Source organism: Streptomyces sp. NPDC046887, assembly GCF_040644755.1.
Classification (GTDB): Bacteria; Actinomycetota; Actinomycetes; order Streptomycetales; family Streptomycetaceae; genus Streptomyces; species Streptomyces lichenis.
The window spans coordinates 1-21,458 of sequence record NZ_JBEYXH010000046.1 but is presented as its reverse complement, the minus strand read 5'-3'; the positions used below and the strand labels follow the sequence as shown (position 1 = coordinate 21,458).

Here is a 21,458-nt window from a genome sequence, read left to right as displayed (position 1 = left end):
GGTACCCCCATGTCGCGGCGCCCGTTGCGGCGGAAGCTGCCGCAGGCGCTGACTGCGGGCCTGATCCTGGCTACCGCGACCGGTTGCTCGTACAACTGGGAGGACTTCCCCCGCCTCGGTATGCCGACCCCGGTGACGGAAGAGGCTCCGATCATCCTCTCCCTCTGGCAGGGCTCGTGGGCGGCTGCGCTCGTCACGGGCGTGCTGGTCTGGGGTTTGATCCTGTGGAGCATCGTCTTCCACCGGCGCAGCCGCACCAAGGTCGAGGTTCCTCCGCAGACCCGTTACAACATGCCCATCGAGGCGCTGTACACGGTGACCCCCCTCATCATCGTCTCGGTGCTCTTCTACTTCACCGCCCGGGACGAGTCGAAGCTGCTGACTCTCTCGGACAAGCCGGCCCACACGGTCAACGTGGTCGGCTACCAGTGGAGCTGGGGCTTCAACTACATCGAGGACGTCGACGGCAACGCCCAGACGTCCGCCAAGGGCAACGAGAACCTGTCCGCCATCCCGGACCGGTACCAGAAGGCCTTCCCGGCGGGCGCCGAGGGCGTCTACGACTACGGCATCCCCGGCACGCGGAACCCGCAGAACGGCAACCCGGGCCCGACCCTGTGGCTGCCGAAGGGGGAGAAGGTCCGGCTCGTCCTGACCTCCCGTGACGTCATCCACTCCTTCTGGGTGCTGCCCTTCCTCTTCAAGCAGGACGTCATCCCCGGCCACACCAACGTGTTCGAGGTGACGCCCACCCAGGAGGGCACCTTCCGCGGCAAGTGCGCCGAGCTCTGCGGCGTCGACCACTCCCGGATGCTGTTCAACGTGAAGGTGGTCTCCCCGGAGCGCTACCAGCAGCACCTGAAGGAGCTGGCCGAGAAGGGGCAGACCGGCTTCATCCCGTCGGGCATCGCGCAGACGGACCCGGCCCGGAACACGGAGACGAACCAACTGTGAGCATCCTCAACGAACCCCAGGGTGCCGCCACCAAGCCCGGCGGCGCGGGTGAGCCGTACGAGAACGAGGTTCCGCTGCGGACCCGGCAGCCGGGCAACGTGGTCATCAAGTGGCTCACCACCACCGACCACAAGACCATCGGCACGCTCTACCTGGTCACCTCGTTCGCCTTCTTCTGCATCGGCGGTCTGCTGGCGCTCTTCATGCGCGCCGAGCTGGCCCGGCCGGGTACGCAGATCATGTCGAACGAGCAGTTCAACCAGGCGTTCACGATGCACGGCACGATCATGCTGCTGATGTTCGCGACGCCGCTGTTCGCCGGATTCGCCAACTGGATCATGCCGCTGCAGATCGGCGCGCCCGATGTGGCGTTCCCGCGGCTGAACATGTTCGCCTACTGGCTCTACCTGTTCGGCTCGCTGATCGCGGTGGCCGGCTTCCTCACTCCGCAGGGTGCGGCCGACTTCGGCTGGTTCGCCTACTCCCCGCTGTCGGACGCGGTCCGCTCGCCGGGCGTCGGCGCCGACATGTGGATCATGGGTCTGGCCTTCTCCGGCTTCGGCACCATCCTCGGCTCGGTCAACTTCATCACCACGATCATCTGCATGCGCGCCCCCGGCATGACGATGTTCCGGATGCCGATCTTCACCTGGAACGTGCTGCTGACCGGTGTGCTGGTCCTGCTCGCCTTCCCGGTGCTGGCGGCCGCGCTGTTCGCCCTGGAGGCGGACCGCAAGTTCGGTGCCCATATCTTCGACGCCGCCAACGGCGGCGCGTTGCTCTGGCAACACCTCTTCTGGTTCTTCGGCCATCCAGAGGTGTACATCATCGCGCTACCGTTCTTCGGCATCGTCTCGGAGATCATCCCGGTCTTCAGCCGCAAGCCGATGTTCGGCTACTTCGGTCTGATCGCGGCCACCATCGCGATCGCCGGCCTCTCGGTGACGGTGTGGGCGCACCACATGTACGTCACCGGCGGTGTGCTGCTGCCGTTCTTCTCCTTCATGACCTTCCTGATCGCGGTACCGACCGGTGTGAAGTTCTTCAACTGGATCGGCACCATGTGGAAGGGCTCGCTGTCCTTCGAGACACCGATGCTGTGGACGATCGGCTTCCTGGTCACCTTCACCTTCGGTGGTCTGACCGGTGTCATCCTGGCCTCGCCGCCGATGGACTTCCACGTCTCCGACTCGTACTTCGTGGTGGCGCACTTCCACTACGTGGTCTTCGGCACCGTGGTGTTCGCGATGTTCGCCGGCTTCCACTTCTGGTGGCCGAAGTTCACCGGCAAGATGCTGGACGAGCGCCTCGGCAAGATCACCTTCTGGACGCTGTTCATCGGCTTCCACGGCACCTTCCTGGTGCAGCACTGGCTGGGCGCCGAGGGCATGCCCCGCCGGTACGCGGACTACCTGGCCGCGGACGGCTTCACCGCGCTGAACACGGTCTCCACGATCAGTTCGTTCCTGCTCGGCCTGTCGATCCTGCCGTTCTTCTACAACGTCTGGAAGACGGCCAAGTACGGCAAGAAGATCGAGGTGGACGACCCCTGGGGCTACGGGCGTTCGCTGGAGTGGGCGACCTCCTGCCCGCCGCCGCGGCACAACTTCCTCACGCTGCCGCGCATCCGGTCCGAATCCCCGGCGTTCGACCTGCACCACCCTGAGATCGCGGCCGTCGGCCAGCTCGAAAACGACGAGCAGAAGGACACCGCCCTCTTCGGCGGCGCCAAGGAGGCGGGCAAGTGAAGATCCAGGGCAAGATGTTCCTCTGGCTGAGCGCCTTCGTGCTCGCCATGGCCATCCTGTACGGCCTGTGGTCCAAGGAGCCGGTCGGCACCACCGCCCTGTTCCTCTCCTTCGGCCTCACCGTGATGATCGGCTTCTACCTGGCCTTCACGGCCAAGCGGGTCGACGCCATGGCGCAGGACGACAAGGAGGCGGACGTCGCGGACGAGGCCGGCGAGGTCGGCTTCTTCTCCCCGCACAGCTGGCAGCCGCTCTCGCTCGCCATCGGCGGCGGGTTCGCCTTCCTCGGCGTGGCCATCGGCTGGTGGCTGCTGTACTTCTCCCTCCCGCTGATCCTCGTCGGGCTCTTCGGCTGGGTGTTCGAGTACTACCGGGGCGAGAACCAGAACCAGTAGGTTCCGCGCCCACCCCGCACCACCCGCACCGGCGGTCTCCCTCAGGGAGGCCGCCGGTGCGGCGTTCTCCGGCCCGGTATCACCCAGGTGGGTCACCCTTTCGGCTCACACCGGGTGCCGCTGCCAACGCCCGTTCGTACGTTGAGCGTATGAACGACACACCCCGTCTGCGCACCGCCATCAGCTGCACCCTGCTGGTCGCCGTCACCGGCGCGGCCGCGACCGCGTGCGGTCAGCCGGACGGCCACCCCCTCGCCGGCCGCCCCGCCGACGCGGCCGCCCAGGTGGCGTTCAACACCTCGGGCGCCGCCAAGGCCCCGCTGGACAAGCCGCTGGAGGTGACCGCCCGGGAGAAGGACAGCCGGATCACCGACGTCACCGCCGTCGACGCGGCCGGCCACTTCCTGGCCGGCGAGCTGTCCGCCGACGGCACCCGCTGGCGCTCCACCGCCCCGCTGGTCGCCGGTGCCCGCTACACCGTGCGGGTCGCCACCGAGGACGCCAAGGGCGCCCCGGGCGCCCGTACGCAGACCTTCCAGACGGCCGCCGCCAAGAAGGTCCTGCGGGTCGCGTTCGGTCCGGAGGAGGGCACCTACGGCGTCGGGCAGCCCATCACCGCGGAGTTGAGCGAGCCGGTCTCCTCCAAGGAGGGCCGGGCCGCCGTCGAGCGCTCCCTGAAGGTGCGCTCCACCCCCGCCGTGGAGGGCGCCTGGTACTGGGTGGACGACGAGAAGCTGCACTTCCGGCCCAAGGAGTACTGGCCGACCGGTGCCAAGGTCACCGTCTCCGGCACCCTCGCCGGGGTGCGGATCGGCAAGGACCTCTACGGGGCCGACCCCGGCGTCCTCAAGCTGGACATCGGCGACCGGATCGAGGCCGTCACCGACGCGTCCGCGCACGAGATGACGGTGTTCCGCAACGGAGAAGTGATCAACACCATTCCGGTGACCACCGGCAAGCCCGGCTTCGACACCCGCAACGGCGTCAAGGTGGTGCTCGGCAAGGAGTACTTCGTCCGTATGCGCGGCACCACCGTCGGCATCGCGGCCGGCAGCAGCGAGGGCTACGACCTGCCGGTGTACTACGCCACCCGGGTCACCTGGAGCGGCGAGTACGTGCACGCCGCCCCCTGGTCGGCCGGCTCGCACGGCTCGGCCAACGTCAGCCACGGCTGCGTGGGCATGTCCACCGCCAACGCGTCCTGGTTCTACGAGACCGTCAAGGAGGGCGACATCGTCAAGGTCGTCAACAGCGGCGGCGACGAGATGAACCACTTCGGCAACGGCTACGGCGACTGGAACCTGTCCTGGGACAAGTGGCAGACCGGCAGCTCCGCCAAGGCCGGCGCCCCCAACACCGCCCCCCTCAGGCTCAGCCCGGGGGTCTAGCTCCCCGGCAGCGCGCCGGTGTCCCCTGTCCGCGACCGCCGGACAGGGGACACCGGCATCAGGCCTCCACCGACAACCGGGAGCGGATCAGCGCCGCCAGGGCGTCCGCCAGCTCCACCGGGTCCACCGGCAGGGTCACCGCGGCCTCCGCGCGGCTCCAGGTGGCCAGCCAGGCGTCCTGCGGGCGGCCGATCAGCAGCAGCACCGGCGGGCAGCGGAAGATCTCGTCCTTGATCTGCCGGGCCACGCCCATGCCGCCCGCGGGCACCGCCTCGCCGTCCAGCACGCAGACGTCGATCCCGCCGGCCTCCAGGTGGGCCAGCACGGCGGGCAGCGTGGCGCACTCCACGTACTCCACCGGGGGGATGTCCGCGGCGGGCCTGCGCCCGGCCGCGAGCCGCACCTGGGAGCGGGTGTTCGCATCGTCGCTGTAGACCAGCACGGTGGCACTCGACTGCATGGTTCCTCCGAGGACGTCGGCGGTGCGGGCGGATCCGATGCGCCGGATGCTACTCCGTCCACCGCTCCCCGGGCACCGGTCCGATCACCCCTTCGAGGGGCCTTGTCCGGGCCCCGGGATGGGCCGTTCGGGCTGGACAGAGCCCATCAACACTCCGAACGGCACCCCCCGGAGTGAGGGCGGGATAAGCGACCGACATAATGTCGGTCGTGGCGACAGCAACGACAGTAGAAACCGGGCACGCGCACCCGTCGGTCAACCGGCCGAACCTCACCAGCGTCGGAACCATCATCTGGTTGAGCTCCGAGCTGATGTTCTTCGCGGCCCTCTTCGCGATGTACTTCACCCTGCGATCGGTGACGGGCGCCGAGTTCTGGTCCGAGAAGGCCAGCTACCTGAACTTCCCGTTCTCGGCGACGAACACCACGATCCTGGTGCTCTCCTCACTCACCTGCCAGCTCGGCGTGTTCGCCGCCGAGCGCGGTGACGTGAAGAAGCTCCGGGCGTGGTTCATCATCACGTTCGTCATGGGTGCGATCTTCATCGGAGGCCAGGTCTTCGAGTACACCGAGCTGGTCAAGGAGCACGGGCTCTCCCTCTCCTCCGACCCCTACGGCTCGGCGTTCTACCTGACGACCGGCTTCCACGGACTGCATGTGACCGGTGGCCTCATCGCGTTCCTGCTGGTCCTCGGCCGGACGTACGCGGCCCGGAGATTCACCCACGAGCAGGCAACCGCCGCCATCGTCGTGTCCTACTACTGGCACTTCGTCGATGTCGTCTGGATCGGCCTCTTCGCCACGATCTACATGATCAAGTAGTCGGCTCCGGCACCCGACATCCAGCAAGCACCGACGCAGAAGATCCTGACACCGGGGTAATCCGTGAAAAAGCTCTCCGCACGACGACGCCATCCGCTGGCGGCTGTCGTCGTCCTACTCCTCGCGCTGGCGGCCACCGGGGGGCTGTACGCCGCGTTCGCGCCCGCGAGCAAGGCCCAGGCAGACGAATCCGCCCAGTCCCTCGCCATCGAGGAGGGCAAGAAGCTCTACTCCGTCGGCTGCGCGAGCTGCCACGGAACCGGCGGTCAGGGCACCACTGACGGCCCGTCCCTGGTCGGCGTGGGCTCCGCCGCCGTCGACTTCCAGGTCGCGACCGGGCGCATGCCCGCGCAGCAGCCCGGCGCCCAGGTGCCGAAGAAGCCGGTCATCTACGACCAGGCGCAGATCGACCAGCTCGCCGCGTACGTGGCCTCCCTCGGCCCCGGCCCGGTCACCCCGACCGAGAAGCAGTACAACCCCGAGGGCGCGGACATCGCGCGCGGCGGCGACCTGTGGCGCACCAACTGCGCCCAGTGCCACAACTTCACCGGTGAGGGCGGCGCCCTGACCAAGGGCAAGTACGCGCCGAGCCTGGAGGACTCCACTCCCAAGCAGATCTACGAGGCCATGCAGACCGGCCCGCAGAACATGCCGTCCTTCCCCGACACCACGATGCCGGAGAAGGAGAAGAAGGACATCATCGCGTACGTCAAGTCCGTGAACGGTGACGAGACGCCGACCCCCGGCGGCTTCGCGCTCGGCGGACTCGGTCCGGTGAGCGAGGGCCTCTTCGGATGGATCTTCGGTCTGGGTGCCCTCATCGCTGTCGCCATCTGGGTCGCGGCCCACACCGCTAAGGCCAAGAAGTCATGAGTAGCCACGAGATTTCAGACAAGAACCTGCCGCACGAGCAGGGCAGCGCGCACGGCACGGCGGTAGCCGAGAACCCGTTCGCCGACCCGGGGCTGCCGCCCCACAAGCCCCGCATCCAGGATGTGGACGAGCGGGCCGCCAAGCGCTCCGAGCGCACGGTCGCCCTGCTGTTCACCCTGTCGATGCTGGCGACGATCGGCTTCATCGCCTCCTTCGTCGTCTTCCCGGTCGACAAGATCGTCTACGTGTGGCCGATCGGCCACGTCAGCGCGACGAACCTGTCCCTGGGTCTGACCCTGGGCGTGGCGCTGTTCTGCATCGGCGCCGGCGCGGTCCACTGGGCCCGCACCCTGATGTCGGACGAGGAGGTCGCCGACGACCGGCACGCGATCGAGGCGACCCCCGAGGTCAAGGCCAAGGTCATGGCCGACTTCGCCGACGGCGCCCGGGAGTCCGCGATCGGCCGCCGCCCGCTGATCCGCAACACCATGCTCGGCGCGCTGGCCATGGTGCCGCTCTCCGGCGTGGTGCTGCTGCGCGAGCTGGGCCCGCTGCCCGAGAAGAAGCTCTTCCACACCTCGTGGAAGAAGGGCCTCCAGCTCATCAACATGAACACCAACGAGCCGCTGCGTCCCGAGGACGTCGTGGTGGGCTCGCTGACCTTCGCCAAGCCCGAGGGCCTGGAGGAGGACGACGAGAACTTCAACAACAAGATCGCCAAGGACGCCCTGATGATCGTGCGGATCCAGCCGCAGGACATCAAGGACCGCCGCGAGCTGGAGTGGTCGCACGAGGGCATCGTCGCCTTCTCGAAGATCTGCACCCACGTGGGCTGCCCGATCTCGCTGTACGAGCAGCAGACGCACCACGTCCTCTGCCCGTGCCACCAGTCCACCTTCGACCTCTCCGACGGCGCGCGCGTCATCTTCGGTCCGGCCGGCCATCCGCTGCCGCAGCTGCGGATCGGTGTGAACGGCGAGGGCAACCTCCAAGCGCTCGGCGACTTCGCCGAGCCCGTCGGCCCTGCATTCTGGGAGCGCGGATGAGCACCACGACCGACGCCAAGCGCAAGGCGCCCGCCGGTGAGCGGGTGGCCGACTGGGCGGACGGCCGGCTCGGGATCTACTCCCTGGCCAAGGCCAACATGCGCAAGATCTTCCCGGACCACTGGTCCTTCATGCTGGGCGAGATCTGCCTCTACAGCTTCATCATCATCATCCTCACGGGTGTGTACCTGACGCTGTTCTTCCACCCGAGCATGAACGAGGTCCACTACCACGGCTCGTACGTCCCGATGCAGGGCATCCGGATGACCGAGGCGTACGCGTCGACCCTTGACATCAGCTTCGACGTCCGCGGCGGCCTGCTCATCCGGCAGATCCACCACTGGGCGGCGCTGATCTTCATCGCCGGCATGTTCGTGCACATGATGCGCGTCTTCTTCACCGGCGCGTTCCGCAAGCCGCGTGAGATCAACTGGCTGTTCGGCTTCCTGCTGTTCGCCCTCGGCATGTTCACCGGGTTCACCGGCTACTCGCTCCCGGACGACCTGCTCTCCGGCACCGGTGTCCGCTTCACCCAGGGCGCCATCCTGTCCGTGCCGATCGTCGGCACGTACATCTCGATGTTCCTGTTCGGCGGGGAGTTCCCGGGCCACGACATCATCGCCCGGTTCTACTCGATCCACATCCTGCTGCTGCCGGGCATCATGCTCGGCCTCGTGGTGGCCCACCTCATCCTGGTCTTCTACCACAAGCACACGCAGTTCCCCGGCCCCGGCCGGACCAACAAGAACGTGGTCGGCATGCCGCTGCTGCCGGTCTACATGGCCAAGGCCGGAGGCTTCTTCTTCCTGGTCTTCGGCGTCATCGCGGTGATCGCGGCACTGTTCACGATCAACCCGATCTGGGCGCTCGGCCCGTACCGGCCGGACCAGGTGTCCACCGGCGCCCAGCCCGACTGGTACATGGGCTTCGCCGAAGGCCTGGTCCGGGTGATGCCGGGCTGGGAGATCAACCTGTGGGGCCACACCCTGGTCCTCGGTGTGTTCATCCCGCTGGTCGTCTTCGGCCTGGTCCTCGCCGCGATCGCGGTCTACCCGTTCATCGAGTCGTGGATCACCGGCGACAAGCGCGAGCACCACATCCTGGACCGCCCGCGCAACGCCCCGACCCGCACCGCGCTCGGCGTCGCCTGGGTGACCTCGTACATGGTCATGCTGATCGGCGGTGGCAACGACATCTTCGCCACCCACCTGCATCTGTCGATCAACTCGATCACCTGGTTCGTCCGGATCTTCTACTTCGTCGGACCGGTCATCGCGTTCATCGTCACCAAGCGGATCTGCATGGGCCTCCAGCGCCGCGACCGCGACAAGGTGCTACACGGACGCGAGTCCGGCATCATCAAGCGCCTGCCGCACGGCGAGTTCGTGGAGATCCACGAGCCGCTCAGCCAGTCGCAGCGTTACTCCCTCACCGCGCACGAGCAGTACGAGCCGGTCGAGATCGGCCCCGCGGTCGACGAGAACGGCGTCGAGCGCAAGCTCACCCGCGGCGAGAAGCTCCGCGCCAAGCTCAGCAAGGGCTACTACGGCGAGGGCAACCAGGTCTCCAAGGCCACCGCCGAGGAGTACCGGGAGATCAGCAGCGGTCACGGAGGCCACCACTGACCCGCTGACCCCACCGGCCGCGCGAGCCGGTGACCCGCCACGGAGAAGAGCCCCGTCCGGTCCACGGACGGGGCTCTTCGCCGTCCCCGGGACTGGATAGGGTTGCCATCGAGCCCCGACACCAAGCCCAGGAGCGACCATGAGCGCTGTGTACCCCGCTGGAGGACCGACCGCGGCGGGCCGCTCCTGGCCCCAGGTCCTCAACGGACTGCTGGAGGGCCGCCACCAGAGCGCCGACGACACCGCCTGGGCCATGGACCGCATCATGCGCGGCGAGGCCACCGACGCCCAGATCGCCGGCTTCGCGGTCGCCCTGCGGGCCAAGGGCGAGACCGTCGAGGAGATCTCCGGCCTGGTCCGCACCATGTACGAGCACGCCCGGGTCATCGAGGTCCCCGGCCGCTGCGTGGACATCGTCGGCACCGGCGGCGACGGCGCCAAGACCGTCAACATCTCCACCATGTCGGCGATCGTGGTCGCCGGCACCGGAGCCAAGGTCGTCAAGCACGGCAACCGCGCCGCGTCCTCCGCCTCCGGCGCCTCCGACGTCCTGGAGAAGCTCGGCGTCAACCTCGAACTGAGCCCCAGCCGGGTCGCCGAGGTCGCCGAGGAGGCCGGCATCACCTTCTGCTTCGCGGTCAGGTTCCACCCCGCGCTGCGCCATGTCGCCGCCGCTCGCAAGGAGTTGGGCATCCGCACCACGTTCAACTTCCTCGGCCCGCTCACCAACCCGGCCCGGGTCCGCGCCCAGGCCACCGGGGTCGCCGACGCCCGGATGGCGCCCATCCTCGCCGGGGTCCTCGCCGAACGCGGCTCCTCCGCGCTGGTCTTCCGCGGCGACGACGGCCTGGACGAGCTCACCACCACGGCGACCTCCCGGGTCTGGGTGGTCCAGGGCGGCGGGGTCACCGAGCAGCCCTTCGACCCCCGCGACGTCGGCATCGACCTCGTCCCCGTCGAGGCCCTGCGCGGCGCCGACGCCTCCTACAACGCCGAGGTCGCCCGCCGCCTCCTGGCCGGCGAACGCGGCCCGGTCCGCGACGCGGTCCTGCTCAACGCCGCGGCCGCGCTGGTCGCCCTCGACCCCGCCCCCGCCCCCCTGAACGACCAGATCCGCGCCGGCATGGCCCGCGCCGCCGAGGCCATCGACTCCGGCGCCGCCCGCACCGCCCTCGATCGCTGGGTCACCGCCACCCAGTCATAGCCCCCAGCCACACTCCCCATGTGATGCACGGCGCGGTCCACATCCCGGACCGCGCCTTGCGCATTCCGAGACGTATGGCAGGATGCTCTGCAAGGTCATGAGTGACAGCGAACACGGCCCCGGCCCGCTGTCCGGCAACCCTCCGTCCGTGGCGGGGTGCCCCGGGTGAAGACCAGGCCGCTGACGACAACGTCAGTGGCAAGCGCGGACCCCTGCGTAACCCTGGGGTCCTGGTCCTCAAGGGAGCAGCCTCGTGAGCAAGCGAATGCGATAGGGCGACAGCCCCCTCTTCGCACCCCCTTCCTTCTCCACGCACCGCCGGGCCCCTTCTTCCTTCGGCCCCGTGCGTGTGAACTCGCCTGCCTGCAACGGGAGTTTCGCCATGTCCGTCGACGCCACCGCCACGCCTGCCGCCGTCTCCGCCCCCTCCGCCGACGCCGACCCCGCCTGCGCCGCCCCGCTGCCGGTGCTCGGCCGCGACGTCACCGTCCCGCTCGTCACCGGCGGCGAAGTGGTCTACGCCGCGCTCGACTACGCCGCCAGCGCCCCCGCCCTCCAGCGCGTCTGGGACGACGTCGCCGCGTACGCCCCCTACTACGGCAGCGTCCACCGCGGCGCCGGCTACCTCTCCCAGCTCTCCACCGACCTGTTCGAGAACAGCCGCACCACCGTCGCCGAGTTCCTCGACTGCCGAGTGGACGACCAGGTCGTCTTCACCCGCTCCACCACCGACTCGCTCAACCTGCTCGCCGCGGTGCTGCCCGCCGACTGCCAGGTCTTCGTCTTCGAGACCGAGCACCACGCCTCGCTGCTCCCCTGGAGCGCCCACCGCGTCACCTACCTCGACGCGCCCCGCACCCCCGCGCAGGCCGTCGAGATCCTCGAACGCGCCCTCGCCTCCCGCGACCCTTACGGCCCCGCCCTGGTCTGCGTCACCGGCGCCTCCAACGTCACCGGCGAGCTGTGGCCGGTCCGCGAACTCGCCGCCGCGGCCCACGCCCATGGCGCCCGGATCGTCCTGGACGCGGCCCAACTCGCCCCGCATCACCCGGTGTCCGTCCGCGACCTGGACGTCGACTGGGTGGCCTTCTCGGGCCACAAGCTCTACGCCCCCTTCGGCTCCGGCGTCCTCGCCGGCCGCGCCGACTGGCTGCGCGACGCCGAGCCCTACCTTGCGGGCGGCGGCGCCTCCCGCACCGTCACCCGCCGCGCCGACGGCGGCGTGGACGTCCAGTGGCACACCACCGCGGCCCGCCACGAGGCCGGTTCGCCCAACGTCATCGGCGTCTACTCCATCGCCTCCGCCTGCAAGGCCCTCACCGAGGCCGGGTTCGACCACCTCGTCGCCCGCGAGCAGCAGTTGATCGAGGCGGTCCGCTCCGGCCTGGCCGACGTCCCCGAGGTGCGCGTCCTCTCCCTCTTCGGCGACGACGCCCCCCGGGTCGGGGTCCTCTCGTTCGTCGTCGAGGGCTGGAACAGCTCCCACTTCGCGGCGGCGCTCTCCGCGGAGTACGGCATCGGCGTCCGCGACGGCCTGTTCTGCGCCCACCCCCTGGTCCGCACCCTCCTCGGCAGCGACCCCCAGGTCGTCGGCGAATGCGGCGCCCCCGAGGCGGCCCCCGGCGAGCGATCCCTCAACGCCATCCGCGTCAGCTTCGGCGCGGGCACTCCCGACGAGCACATCGACCGCTTCGTCCGCGCCGTCAAGGAGCTCGTCCGCAACGGGGCCCGCTGGAACTACCACACCGAAGACGGCCGCTGTGTCCCCTCCGGGGTGGTGGCTGGCCGGTAACCCCGCGGCCCGGTGGCCTCTCCCCCAAGGACTTCGTCCAGGGGGTGCCCCCAGCGCGCGCAACCCTGCGTACCCCACCCAACGTTCGGAGGGCGACTGCACCCCCGGTGGCACGACCCCGGCCTGACGGCCGGGAAACAGCCGGGCGGCGGTACGGGCCCCAGGCCCGAAAGGGCCGCATCCGGCGGTACGGGCCGGGGGGCCGTCCCACCCGCCGGGCACTAGCGTCCCACCGGTGCGAGCCCTCGGCCCGGGGATGGTGGGCCACCGTGAAAGAGGCAGTCACCCCCACCGGGCGGGTCTCAGCACCAGGCGGCGGTATGGGGCAGGGGCCCGGTGGGCCGTATCAACCGCCGGGCGGTGGCGGGCGACCGATCCGGGCCCTTGGCCCGGGATGGTGGTCATCAGCCACGGCGAATCGGTCAGTGCGCCGCCGGTCGGGTGGGGGTACGCAGGGTCGCGCGCGGAGCCGCCGAGCGTAATGTGGCGGTCGTTTGAGCGTCGAACGGTGAGCGCGAGCGGCGAGCACGTGAGCCCGGAGTGCCCACGCCCCCACCCACCGGACCGCAGACCCGACCGCCGGACCTGCGAAAGGCCACCGGACCGCAATCAGAACAGACCCACCCGCGTCAGCGAGACCGCCGGGCAGCGGGCAGGCCACCGGACCGCAACCGAGCACAGACCCACCCGCGGCAGCGAAGCCACCGGGAGCGGGCAGGCCCGGACACCGGCGGCGCCAGCCGCCCACTCCGCTCTAGGCCCCGTCCAGGCCGATCGCGAACGCCGCCTCAAGGTCGTGCTGCGAGTACGTCCGGAACGCCACATGGGTGTCCGTCGCCTCGACGCCCGGGATCTTGCTGATGCGGCCCGGGATGACGTCCGCCAGGTCGTCGTGGCGGGCGACCCGGACCATGGCGATCAGGTCGTAGGTGCCGGTCACGGAGAACACCTCGCTGACGCTGTCCAGGGAGGCGATCGACTCGGCGATCTCGGGGATGCGGTCCACGCTGGTCTTGATGAGCACGATCGCGGTGATCACGGCTGTCCTTCCTCGGGGGCCGCTGCTTGCCGTCTCACTCTAGCCGGACGGCCATGGCGGACCCAGGCGTAGAGGAAGCCCAGGCAGAAGCCCACCACATGGGCCAGGTACGCGACGCCCGGGCCGGTGGTGGCCTGGCGGGCGGCGAGCCACTGGAGGACGAACCAGAAGACCAGCACCGCCCAGGCCGGGAAGCGCAGGGGGAGGAAGAAGAGGAAGGGGAAGAGGCTGGTCACCCGGGCGCGGGGGAAGAGGAGCAGGAACGCGCCGAGGACCCCGGAGATCGCGCCGGACGCGCCCACCAGGGTCTGGGTGGAGTCGGCGTGGGCGAGGGCGTAGGCGAGCAGGGCCAGGTAGCCGCAGCCGGTGTAGAAGAGGGCGTACTCGACACGGCCCAGCCGTTCCTCGGCCATCGCGCCGAAGACGTAGAGGAACAGCATGTTGCCCAGCAGATGCAGCCAGCTGCCGCTGACGAAGAGCGCGGTGAGGGGGGTGAGGAGGGCGCGGGGGGAGCCGCTGAGCAGCTCGGCGGGGACCACGCCCCAGCGGCGGAAGTAGGCGCTCTGGGCGGAGAGCAGCGCGTCACCGCTGCCATGGGTGGGGTTCAGTCCGGAGACCGGGCTGAGCAGGAAGACCAGGACGCAGGCGACGATCAGCCCGTACGTCACAACCGGTCCGCGGCGATCGACCATGGACAGATCATGACGTAAACGGCAACAGCGGGACAGGGTGCCTCGCCGCACCACGGGGGTACCCGCTAGGCCGTAGGGTTACGGGCACCAGACACCGCAGTCCGACGGCGCACCGCGGCTCCCGCATCCGTACGTACGAGGGAAGAGACGGCACGATGACGACGGTTCCCCTGCCGACCGCGACGACCCGCTGGCGCTGCACGCTGTGCGGCAATCTCACGCGCTTCGATGTGACCCGCTCGTCCAAGGTCGTCGAGTACGTCCATCTGGATCTGGCCGGGGAGCCGAAGGTGGAGGAGCGCGAGGTGGTCAGTGAGACCATCGAGTCGGTCCGCTGCCGCTGGTGCAACGCGGTGGACCAGATCGAACTGGTGGACCGGCCGGACGCCGTCTCGTAGCGGCGAGGGGCGCGGGGCCCGCGGGGGATCGCGGGCGGTGTACGGAGTATGGCTACGGGGGGTGGCGCAGGGCCCGGCAGGGCGCGAGGACGACGGGTAGAGGTGACGGATCGTGGAGCAGCCCGGTGACGGCGCCGAGGTGGCCGGCGGTGCGGGCGAGGCGCTCGACCGCCCGCTGCCCGAGGCGGTGCGGCGCCGGGTGGTCGCGCTGGTCGCGGAGGCCTTCGGCGGACTGACCGTGGCCGAGCTGCCCGCGCAGCTGCGGCAGTACGCCCGGTTCACCCCGAGCCGCCGGCTGAAGTTCGCCGGCAACGCCATGGCGGCCGCGCTGGAGTCGGACACGGTGTTCCGGCAGCGGATCGGCGAGAAGCTGAGATCGGGGCAGCCGGAGCTGGCCGGCGCGGTGGAGTCCGGCGCCGTCCCGGCCGCGGCCGACCCGGTGGACGTCGCGGCGGCCGCGTACATCCTGCGCCCCGCGGACTGGGTGAAACTGGTCGCCGCCGCCGGTGAGGAGGCCCAGCGGGTGGACGCCGAGCGGGCCGACGAGGCCGGGCGGCGGGAGCTGGAGCGGCTACGGGCCGAGCTGGCGGAGGCCAAGGAGCGCGGCAAGGGTGAGAACGAGCGGCTGCGGGCGGAGCTGGAGACGGCCCGCAAGGACGCCGAATCGCTTCAGCGCAAACTGCGCAGCGCGCTCAGCGACGTCAAGCGGGGCGAGGCGGCGCTGCGCCGCGCCCAGGCGGAGTGGGAGACGGCCCGCGGTGAGGCGGCCCACCAGCTGTCCGCCGCGGAGAGCGAGAACCGCCGGCTGAAGGCCCGGCTGGGCGAGGCGGAGTCGGCCGTGGAGGCGGGGCGCAAGGCGGCCCGCGAGGGTCGCTCGGTGGAGGACATGCGGCTGCGGCTGCTGCTGGACACCGTGCTGGAGTCGGCGCAGGGGCTGCGCCGGGAGTTGGCGCTGCCGCCGGCCGGTACGCACCCGGCGGACACCGTGGACGCGGTGCGGCCGGGGCGGATGTCGCCCAAGGACGTGGCGGCCCGGGCGCTGTCGGAGACCGATCCGGCGCTGCTCGACCAGTTGCTGGCGCTGCCGCAGGCGCATCTGGTGGTGGACGGCTACAACGTGACCAAGACCGGTTATCCGACGATGCCGTTGGAGAAGCAGCGGCTGCGGCTGCTGGGCGGTCTGTCGGCGCTGGCGGCGCGGACCGGGGCGGAGGTCACCTGTGTCTTCGACGGGGCCGAGCTGGCCGCCCCGGTGCTGCTGGCGCCGCCGCGCGGGGTGCGGGTGCTGTTCTCCAAGCCGGGGGTGACCGCGGACGAGCTGATCCGCCAGCTGGTGCGGGCCGAACCGCCGGGGCGGCCGGTGGTGGTGGCCTCCACCGACCGGGAGGTGGCCGACGGGGTGGCCCGGTCCGGGGCCCGCCCGGTGGCGTCCGCGATGCTGCTGAAGCGGCTTTCGCGGCTTGCGTAACGCCTGGCCCACTTGCCCGAATTGAGGCGTCGGGGTTTGAACGGTGGGTCAACTCGCCATGACTGTCCGTGTGACAGATGTAAAGAAAGTGCTTCGTGAGCGAGATTTTTCGCATCAGGATTTGAACTGATCACAAGATGGTCACTAGGGTCTGGCCTCAAACCTCTGCGCAGGTGATCACTCATCCGGAGTGGCAGCGGAGGGACCGCCAGTTCCGTACGGTCCGGGGTCGCTTCGCGGGGGAAGCCGGGCGCCGGGTACGGGGCCGGGTGCCGATCCGTCGGCCCGGCAGGCGGCCGGAAGAGGAAGAAGGAGCTCGCCTCCGTGGGGTCCCACCGCCGTCCCAAGCAGCCGAGTCGAGCCCGCGTGACCGTGATCACCGCGGCCGCCGCCGCTGCCGTCGCCCTGACTTCCCAGGCCGCTCAGGCCGCCCCGAAGCCGACCAAGGACGAGGTCAAGGCCAAGGTCGACAAGCTGCACCACGAGGCCGAGGCCGCCACCGAGCAGTACAACCTCGCCGACGAGCAGCGCGGCAAGCTCCAGAAGGAGGCCGACGCCCTCCAGGACAAGGTGGCCCGCAGCCAGCAGGAGCTCAACGAGCTGCGTGACGGCCTCGGTTCGGTCGCCACCGCCCAGTACCGCTCCGGCGGCATGGACCCGGCGCTCCAGCTGCTGCTCTCCTCCGACCCGGACAGCTACCTCGACCGGGCCTCCACCGCGGACGCGGTCGGCGCCAAGCAGGCCGAGGCTCTCGCCGAGGTCCAGGAGAAGCAGCGCGTCCTCGCCCAGGAGCGCGCCGAGGCCACCCGGAAGCTGGCCGACCTGGAGGACGTCCGCAAGACCATCGGCGCCAAGAAGAAGGCCTACCAGGGCAAGCTGGCCGAGGCGCAGAAGCTCCTCAACACCCTCACCGCCGAGGAGCGGGCCAAGATCCAGCAGGAGGAGCAGCGCGCCAGCCGCGAGGCCGGCGAGCGCGCCCAGCTCGGCAAGCAGGACGAGGCCGGCAAGCCGGAGGCACCCCCGGTCAAGGGCTCGGGTGTGGCCGCTGCCGCGCTGTCCGCCGCCGCCACCCAGGTCGGCAAGCCCTACCAGTCGGGCGAGGAAGGCCCCAACGCCTACGACTGCTCCGGGCTGACCCAGTGGGCCTACGGCCAGGCCGGGGTGAGCATCACCCGCACCACCTTCACCCAGCACAACGACGGCACCAAGATCGGCCGCAGCCAACTCCAGCCCGGCGACCTGGTGTTCTTCAACAACCTGGCCCATGTGGGCCTCTACGCCGGCAACGGCCAGGTGCTGCACGCCCCCAAGCCCGGCACCCAGGTGCGCTACGAGTCCATGGAGTGGCTCGGCGACTTCCAGTTCGGCGTCCGCATCTGACGCTTGCCTGACGGTTCGGCAGACCGCCCGGCGCGCCCGGCACACCCGCCCGATCGGGTGGTTCGCCGCCCCTCAAGCTGACACCCCGCCCCGTCGGTGACCTGTGGTCTCCGGCGGGGCGGAGCCGTTCCCGGCCCCTTCGGCCGCTGGCCGCACCCCCCGCACTTGGCTACTGTCTGCCGCGCACCGCGTGCACCGAGTGGCGACCCGGGCGGCCGACCGCCCCGCCGGACGGATCCGTGCGCGTGCGCGTCCAGCCGTCCAGTGAAGGGAGCGCGGTCCGTGGCGTCCCATCGCCGGTCCTCGCAGCCGGGGCTCACCCGCAGCGCGAGAACCACCGTCCTGTCCGCCGCGGCGGCCACCGCCGCCGCCCTCGCCGCCGCCCCGGCGGGCGCCGCGCCCACCGCCCCCGCGGACGGGCCCAAGGCGCGGGTCGACCGGCTCTACGCGGAGGCCGAGAAGGCCACCGAGGGGTTCAACGCGGCGGCCGAGCGCAGCGACCACCTGCGCGAGCGGGTCGGCGCCCTCCAGGACGAGGTGGCCCGCGGCCAGGAGCGGATCAACCGGATGCGGGGCGTCCTCGGCAGCGTGGCCGGCGCCCAGTACCGCTCCGGCGGGATGGATCCGGCTCTGCGGCTGCTGCTCACCTCCGACCCGGACGGCTACCTGGACCGGGCCGCGGCCCTGGACCGGATGGGCGAGCAGCAGGCCGGCGTCCTGGCCGGTCTGGGGCGCGAGCAGCGCCGGCTGGACCAGCAGCGCGCCGAGGCCACCCGTACGCTGGCCGATCTGGAGCGCAGCCGGGCCGCGGTCGCCGCGCACAAGCGCACCGTGGAGCGGAAGCTCGCCGAGGCCCGTACCGTGCTCAACGCGCTGACCGCGAAGGAGCGGCAGGATATCGACGGGGCTGACCGGGCCTCCCGCTCCGGTGGGCGCGAAGACCTGCCGCCGGTCGCCGGCGGGGTCTCCGGGCGGGCCGCCGCCGCGGTGGCCGCGGCCCGGGGGGCGGTCGGCCGGCCGTACGTCTGGGGCGCCAACGGCCCCGACGGCTTCGACTGCTCGGGGCTGATGCAGTGGTCGTACGCCCAGGCCGGTGTCGGCATCCCGCGCACCTCGCAGGCCCAGCGGGGCGCCGGCCGCCATGTCCCGCTCGCCGAGGCCCGCCCCGGGGACCTGGTCACCTACCGCGACGACGCCAGCCATGTCGCCATGTACATGGGCAACGGCCAGGTGGTGCACGCCCCCTACCCGGGCGCCCCGGTCCGCTACGACCCGGTCGGCATGATGCCGGTCTCCGCCGTCACCCGCGTCTGAGGCGTACGGCGGGCCGCCCCGTACGATCGGGGGATGGCCATCTCCCGGCGGGCCGCCGTTCTCGGGGCCGCCGGACTGCTCGCCGGCGGCTGCGCGCGGCATGCGCCCCGGGACGAGGCCGCCGCCGTCCGCGCCGCCGTCGCCGGGCGGCCCGCCTCCGCGCTGGGCGGGGCGGAGCTCGCCTCCTGGACGCTGCGGCCCACCGGCGTCCGGCTGGACGGCGACCGGGCGACCGCGAGCGCCGAACTGACGTACCGCCTCGCCGGATACGACACCGCCCCGGTCACCGCCGCCCGCACGCTGGACCTTCACCGCGCCGCCGACGGCTGGCGGGTGGACGCCGACCGCCCCGCGCCGGGCGCCGCCGCGCAGCCCTGGGACCAGGGCCCGGTACGCGCGCGGCGCGGTGCGCGCGCCCTCGTCCTCGGGGTGGGGCAGCTCCCGGAGCGGCTGGCGGAGGTCGCCCGGGCCGCCGACCGGGCCGTCACCGCCGCGTCCGCCGCCTGGCCGGACCCCTGGGCCCGCCGCGTCCTGGTCCTGCTGCCGCCCTCGCAGGCGGCCATGGGCGCCCTGCTGGGCCAGTCGGCCAGCGCGTACGCGGGCACCGCCGCGGTGACCACCGGGCGCACCGGCCCCGGGGCGCCCGCGGACCGGGTGGTCGTCAACCCCGAGGAGTACGCCGGGCTGAGCGCGCTGGGCCGGGAGGTGGTGATCGCCCATGAGACCACCCATGTGGCCACCCGCCGCGCCACCACCGAGCGCACCCCGCTCTGGCTCTCGGAGGGCTTCGCCGACTGGGCGGCCTGGCGGGGCAGGAAGCTCGCCCCGCGCGAGATCGCTCCCGAACTCACCCGTACCGGCCCCCCGCACACCCTGCCCCAGGACGACGACTTCGCCTTCGGCGGCGACCCGCCCGCCCTGGCCCGCGCCTACGAAGGCGCCCACCTCGCCTGCGCGCTGGTGGCCGAGGAGTGGGGCGAGGACCGGCTGCGCGCCCTGTACCGCCGCGCGGGTACGTCCGGCGGCCCGACGGCCCTGCGCACGGTGCTCGGCACCACCCCGGAGGCCTTCACCGCTCGCTGGCGCGCCTCTGTGCGGGAGGAGTTGGGCCCCGGGGCGGGGCGGTGAGGCCACAGGTGTCCGGGCCGGGGCCCCGCGCCATCCCCAGGGGCCCGGCGGTGGTCACCTGGCCTCACAGCCAGCGCAGCTCCCAGAGGCGCCAGGCGCCGCCGCCGTCCACCAGGTACTGGGCGCCGGTGACGTCCGGGGTGCTCAGTACGTACTCCTTGCGCTGCCAGAGCGGCAGGACGGGGACCTCGCGGGCCACCTCGCGTTGGAGGGTGTGGAAGTCGCCCACGGCCCGCACCCGTTCCTCGTGGCCTCGGGTGGCCGAGACCAGGGTGTCGATGCGGGGGTTGGAGTAGCGGCTGGCGAGCGCGTTGCGGGTGCCGACCAGCGGCTGGACGAAGTTGTCCGGGTCGGGGAAGTCGGGCGTCCAGCTGAAGCCGTACAGGTCGTAGCGGCCGGCCAGGAAGCCCCGCTGGAAGTCGGGCCAGTCGGCGGAGGCCACCGTGACCCGGAACAGCCCGCCCGCCTCCAGTTGCCGGCGCAGCTCCGCGGCCTCCTTGGCGAAGGTCGGGCCGGCCCGGTGGCCGTAGGTCAGCCGGACCGGCGGGGTGATCCCGGCCTCGCGGAGCAGCCGCGCGGCCCGCTCGGGCGAGGGGCGCGGGTACTCGTCCTGGAAGGCGTTCACATGGCCGACGTAGCCACGCGGCACCACGGAGAGGAGCGGGTCGACGGTGGAGAGATAGGGCCCGGCGGCGATCCGGGGCCGGTCGACCAGCGCGGCCACGGCCCGGCGTACCGCGCGGTCCGCGGCGGGGGAGCGGTCCCGCAGGTTGAACACCAGCATCCGGGACTCCCCGCTGCTCGCCTCGTCCACCTGCGCGTCGGAGGTGCCGTCCAGGAAGGAGGTGAGCATCTTCGGCGGCAGCCCGCGGTTGACCACGTCGATCCGGCGGCGGTCCCAGGCCCGGGCCAGCTCGCCGGGGTCGTCGTAGTACCGGATCTCCACCGGGGAGCCCCGGCGCGGGACGGCGCCCCGGTAGCGGTCGTTGGGGGTCAGGACGATCCGCTTGCCCGGCTCGTACGAGCGGATGCGGTACGGCCCCGTGCCGTCCACCGTGTTCCCCTGGCGCAGCGAGGTCGCCGGGTAGTGGGCGCGGTCCACGATGGAGCCGGCCCCGGTGGCCAGCCGGAGCGGGAAGGTGGCGTCGGGGGTGCGGAGGTGGAAGACGACCTCCCCGTCCCGAGCCTGGACCTCCCGCAGGGTGTCCAGCACCGCGGCCGGCCCGACCGGCGAGGCGATGGCGCGGACCCGGTCGATGGAGAACTTGACGTCGGCACTGGTGACCGGGCGGCCGTCGGGGAAGACCAGGTCGCGGCGGAGCCGGCAGGTGTACGTCCGCATGCCCGGCCCGGTGAACCGGCAGCTCTCGGCGGCGTCCGGGGCGGGGCTGGTGGACCCGGGGGCCAGGGTCAGCAGCTTCTGGTACACGTTCTCGAACAGCGCCCAGGAGCCGGTGTCATAGGCGCCGGCCGGGTCGAGGGAGGTGACCGCGCCCGTGGTGCCGACCACGATCGGGTCGGTCCGGTCGCCGCCTGGCGGCCACAGCCGCCAGGAGACGGTGGCGGCCGCGATTAAGGCGGTGCAGACGACGATGAGGGTGAGGCGTGAGAACCGCATGTCCTCAGTCCTTGGGGGTGGGGGGAGGTGGGTGGCCCAGCCACCACCCCCGGCCATCTCACCCCCGCACCCCACCTGCGGGAACCGCGCCGAGAACGCCCCCGCCGGCCCGAAC

At 71.4% G+C, this 21,458-nt stretch carries 19 protein-coding genes and 1 riboswitch; of the genes, 15 read left to right on the top strand and 4 right to left on the bottom strand.

The genetic code is table 11. The features are described 5' to 3' along the window. Nucleotides 1–9: 9 nt before the first annotated feature. From coxB to ABZ945_RS29500, 4 genes are all read left to right on the top strand, one after another. A complete protein-coding gene (gene coxB / locus ABZ945_RS29515) occupies nucleotides 10–954 on the top strand; it encodes a cytochrome c oxidase subunit II (RefSeq protein ID WP_361275680.1) in 945 nt (314 codons plus the stop codon). Continuing rightward, nucleotides 951–2,702: a cytochrome c oxidase subunit I gene (gene ctaD / locus ABZ945_RS29510; protein WP_361275677.1), complete on the top strand. Its 1,752-nt coding sequence runs from the start codon at nucleotides 951–953 to the stop codon at nucleotides 2,700–2,702. The genes coxB and ctaD overlap by 4 nt, the downstream gene beginning before the upstream one ends. Next, nucleotides 2,699–3,097: a cytochrome c oxidase subunit 4 gene (locus tag ABZ945_RS29505; RefSeq protein WP_361275674.1), complete on the top strand. Its 399-nt coding sequence runs from the start codon at nucleotides 2,699–2,701 to the stop codon at nucleotides 3,095–3,097. The genes ctaD and ABZ945_RS29505 overlap by 4 nt, the downstream gene beginning before the upstream one ends. 149 nt (nucleotides 3,098–3,246) lie before the next feature. Continuing rightward, nucleotides 3,247–4,485 carry an Ig-like domain-containing protein gene (locus tag ABZ945_RS29500; RefSeq protein WP_361275672.1) on the top strand — a complete coding sequence of 413 codons (1,239 nt, stop codon included), beginning with the start codon at nucleotides 3,247–3,249 and terminating at the stop codon, nucleotides 4,483–4,485. 58 nt (nucleotides 4,486–4,543) lie between these two features. Here the strand turns inward: ABZ945_RS29500 and ABZ945_RS29495 are convergent, their stop codons facing one another. Continuing rightward, nucleotides 4,544–4,945 (bottom strand): hypothetical protein, encoded by a 402-nt coding sequence (locus ABZ945_RS29495; protein WP_361275669.1) that lies wholly within the window; start codon nucleotides 4,943–4,945, stop codon nucleotides 4,544–4,546. A 200-nt stretch (nucleotides 4,946–5,145) separates the two neighbouring features. Here ABZ945_RS29495 and ABZ945_RS29490 point away from each other — a divergent pair, with 200 nt between their 5' ends. The 6 genes from ABZ945_RS29490 (at nucleotide 5,146) to ABZ945_RS29465 (ending at nucleotide 12,306) form a co-directional block, all read left to right on the top strand. Next, nucleotides 5,146–5,766, top strand: coding sequence for a heme-copper oxidase subunit III (locus tag ABZ945_RS29490; RefSeq protein ID WP_248635501.1), 621 nt, complete (start codon nucleotides 5,146–5,148; stop codon nucleotides 5,764–5,766). A 63-nt stretch (nucleotides 5,767–5,829) separates the two neighbouring features. After that, a complete protein-coding gene (locus ABZ945_RS29485; protein WP_361275666.1) occupies nucleotides 5,830–6,639 on the top strand; it encodes a c-type cytochrome in 810 nt (269 codons plus the stop codon). Next, the gene (locus ABZ945_RS29480) at nucleotides 6,636–7,685 is read left to right on the top strand and encodes a Rieske 2Fe-2S domain-containing protein (protein ID WP_361275663.1); all 1,050 of its coding nucleotides are present in this window, start codon (nucleotides 6,636–6,638) and stop codon (nucleotides 7,683–7,685) included. Before ABZ945_RS29485 ends, ABZ945_RS29480 begins: the two co-directional genes overlap by 4 nt. Further along, entirely contained in the window at nucleotides 7,682–9,310 is a 1,629-nt protein-coding gene (locus ABZ945_RS29475) for a ubiquinol-cytochrome c reductase cytochrome b subunit (protein ID WP_361275660.1), read from the top strand. The genes ABZ945_RS29480 and ABZ945_RS29475 overlap by 4 nt, the downstream gene beginning before the upstream one ends. Nucleotides 9,311–9,449: 139 nt before the next feature. Next, nucleotides 9,450–10,514: an anthranilate phosphoribosyltransferase gene (trpD, locus tag ABZ945_RS29470; RefSeq protein ID WP_361275657.1), complete on the top strand. Its 1,065-nt coding sequence runs from the start codon at nucleotides 9,450–9,452 to the stop codon at nucleotides 10,512–10,514. 93 nt (nucleotides 10,515–10,607) lie between these two features. Further along, nucleotides 10,608–10,725, top strand: a riboswitch (SAM riboswitch). Nucleotides 10,726–10,896: 171 nt separating this feature from the next. After that, nucleotides 10,897–12,306, top strand: a complete 1,410-nt coding sequence (locus ABZ945_RS29465) for an aminotransferase class V-fold PLP-dependent enzyme (RefSeq protein ID WP_361275655.1) — start codon at nucleotides 10,897–10,899, stop codon at nucleotides 12,304–12,306. 754 nt (nucleotides 12,307–13,060) lie between these two features. Here the strand turns inward: ABZ945_RS29465 and ABZ945_RS29460 are convergent. Both ABZ945_RS29460 and ABZ945_RS29455 read right to left on the bottom strand, forming a co-directional pair. Continuing rightward, nucleotides 13,061–13,345 carry an Lrp/AsnC ligand binding domain-containing protein gene (locus ABZ945_RS29460; protein ID WP_361275652.1) on the bottom strand — a complete coding sequence of 95 codons (285 nt, stop codon included), beginning with the start codon at nucleotides 13,343–13,345 and terminating at the stop codon, nucleotides 13,061–13,063. Further along, nucleotides 13,342–14,037 carry a rhomboid family intramembrane serine protease gene (locus ABZ945_RS29455; RefSeq protein ID WP_361275649.1) on the bottom strand — a complete coding sequence of 232 codons (696 nt, stop codon included), beginning with the start codon at nucleotides 14,035–14,037 and terminating at the stop codon, nucleotides 13,342–13,344. The genes ABZ945_RS29460 and ABZ945_RS29455 overlap by 4 nt, the downstream gene beginning before the upstream one ends. Nucleotides 14,038–14,192: 155 nt before the next feature. Here ABZ945_RS29455 and ABZ945_RS29450 point away from each other — a divergent pair, with 155 nt between their 5' ends. The 5 genes from ABZ945_RS29450 to ABZ945_RS29430 all read left to right on the top strand — a co-directional run bounded on the left by ABZ945_RS29450 (nucleotide 14,193) and on the right by ABZ945_RS29430 (nucleotide 19,725). Beyond that, the gene (locus tag ABZ945_RS29450; protein ID WP_361275646.1) at nucleotides 14,193–14,435 is read left to right on the top strand and encodes a hypothetical protein; all 243 of its coding nucleotides are present in this window, start codon (nucleotides 14,193–14,195) and stop codon (nucleotides 14,433–14,435) included. Between the two features lie 112 nt (nucleotides 14,436–14,547). Further along, nucleotides 14,548–15,903, top strand: a complete 1,356-nt coding sequence (locus tag ABZ945_RS29445; protein ID WP_361275644.1) for an NYN domain-containing protein — start codon at nucleotides 14,548–14,550, stop codon at nucleotides 15,901–15,903. A 324-nt stretch (nucleotides 15,904–16,227) separates the two neighbouring features. Further along, on the top strand, nucleotides 16,228–17,283 hold the full coding sequence (locus ABZ945_RS29440) for an NlpC/P60 family protein (protein ID WP_361275641.1): 1,056 nt from the start codon (nucleotides 16,228–16,230) through the stop codon (nucleotides 17,281–17,283). Nucleotides 17,284–17,565: 282 nt separating this feature from the next. Next, on the top strand, nucleotides 17,566–18,597 hold the full coding sequence (locus ABZ945_RS29435) for an NlpC/P60 family protein (RefSeq protein ID WP_361275638.1): 1,032 nt from the start codon (nucleotides 17,566–17,568) through the stop codon (nucleotides 18,595–18,597). Nucleotides 18,598–18,630: 33 nt separating this feature from the next. Then, nucleotides 18,631–19,725 carry a hypothetical protein gene (locus ABZ945_RS29430; protein ID WP_361275635.1) on the top strand — a complete coding sequence of 365 codons (1,095 nt, stop codon included), beginning with the start codon at nucleotides 18,631–18,633 and terminating at the stop codon, nucleotides 19,723–19,725. Between the two features lie 64 nt (nucleotides 19,726–19,789). Here ABZ945_RS29430 and ABZ945_RS29425 read toward each other — a convergent pair whose 3' ends face one another. Further along, on the bottom strand, nucleotides 19,790–21,343 hold the full coding sequence (locus ABZ945_RS29425) for an ABC transporter substrate-binding protein (protein WP_361275632.1): 1,554 nt from the start codon (nucleotides 21,341–21,343) through the stop codon (nucleotides 19,790–19,792). Nucleotides 21,344–21,458: the final 115 nt, after the last annotated feature.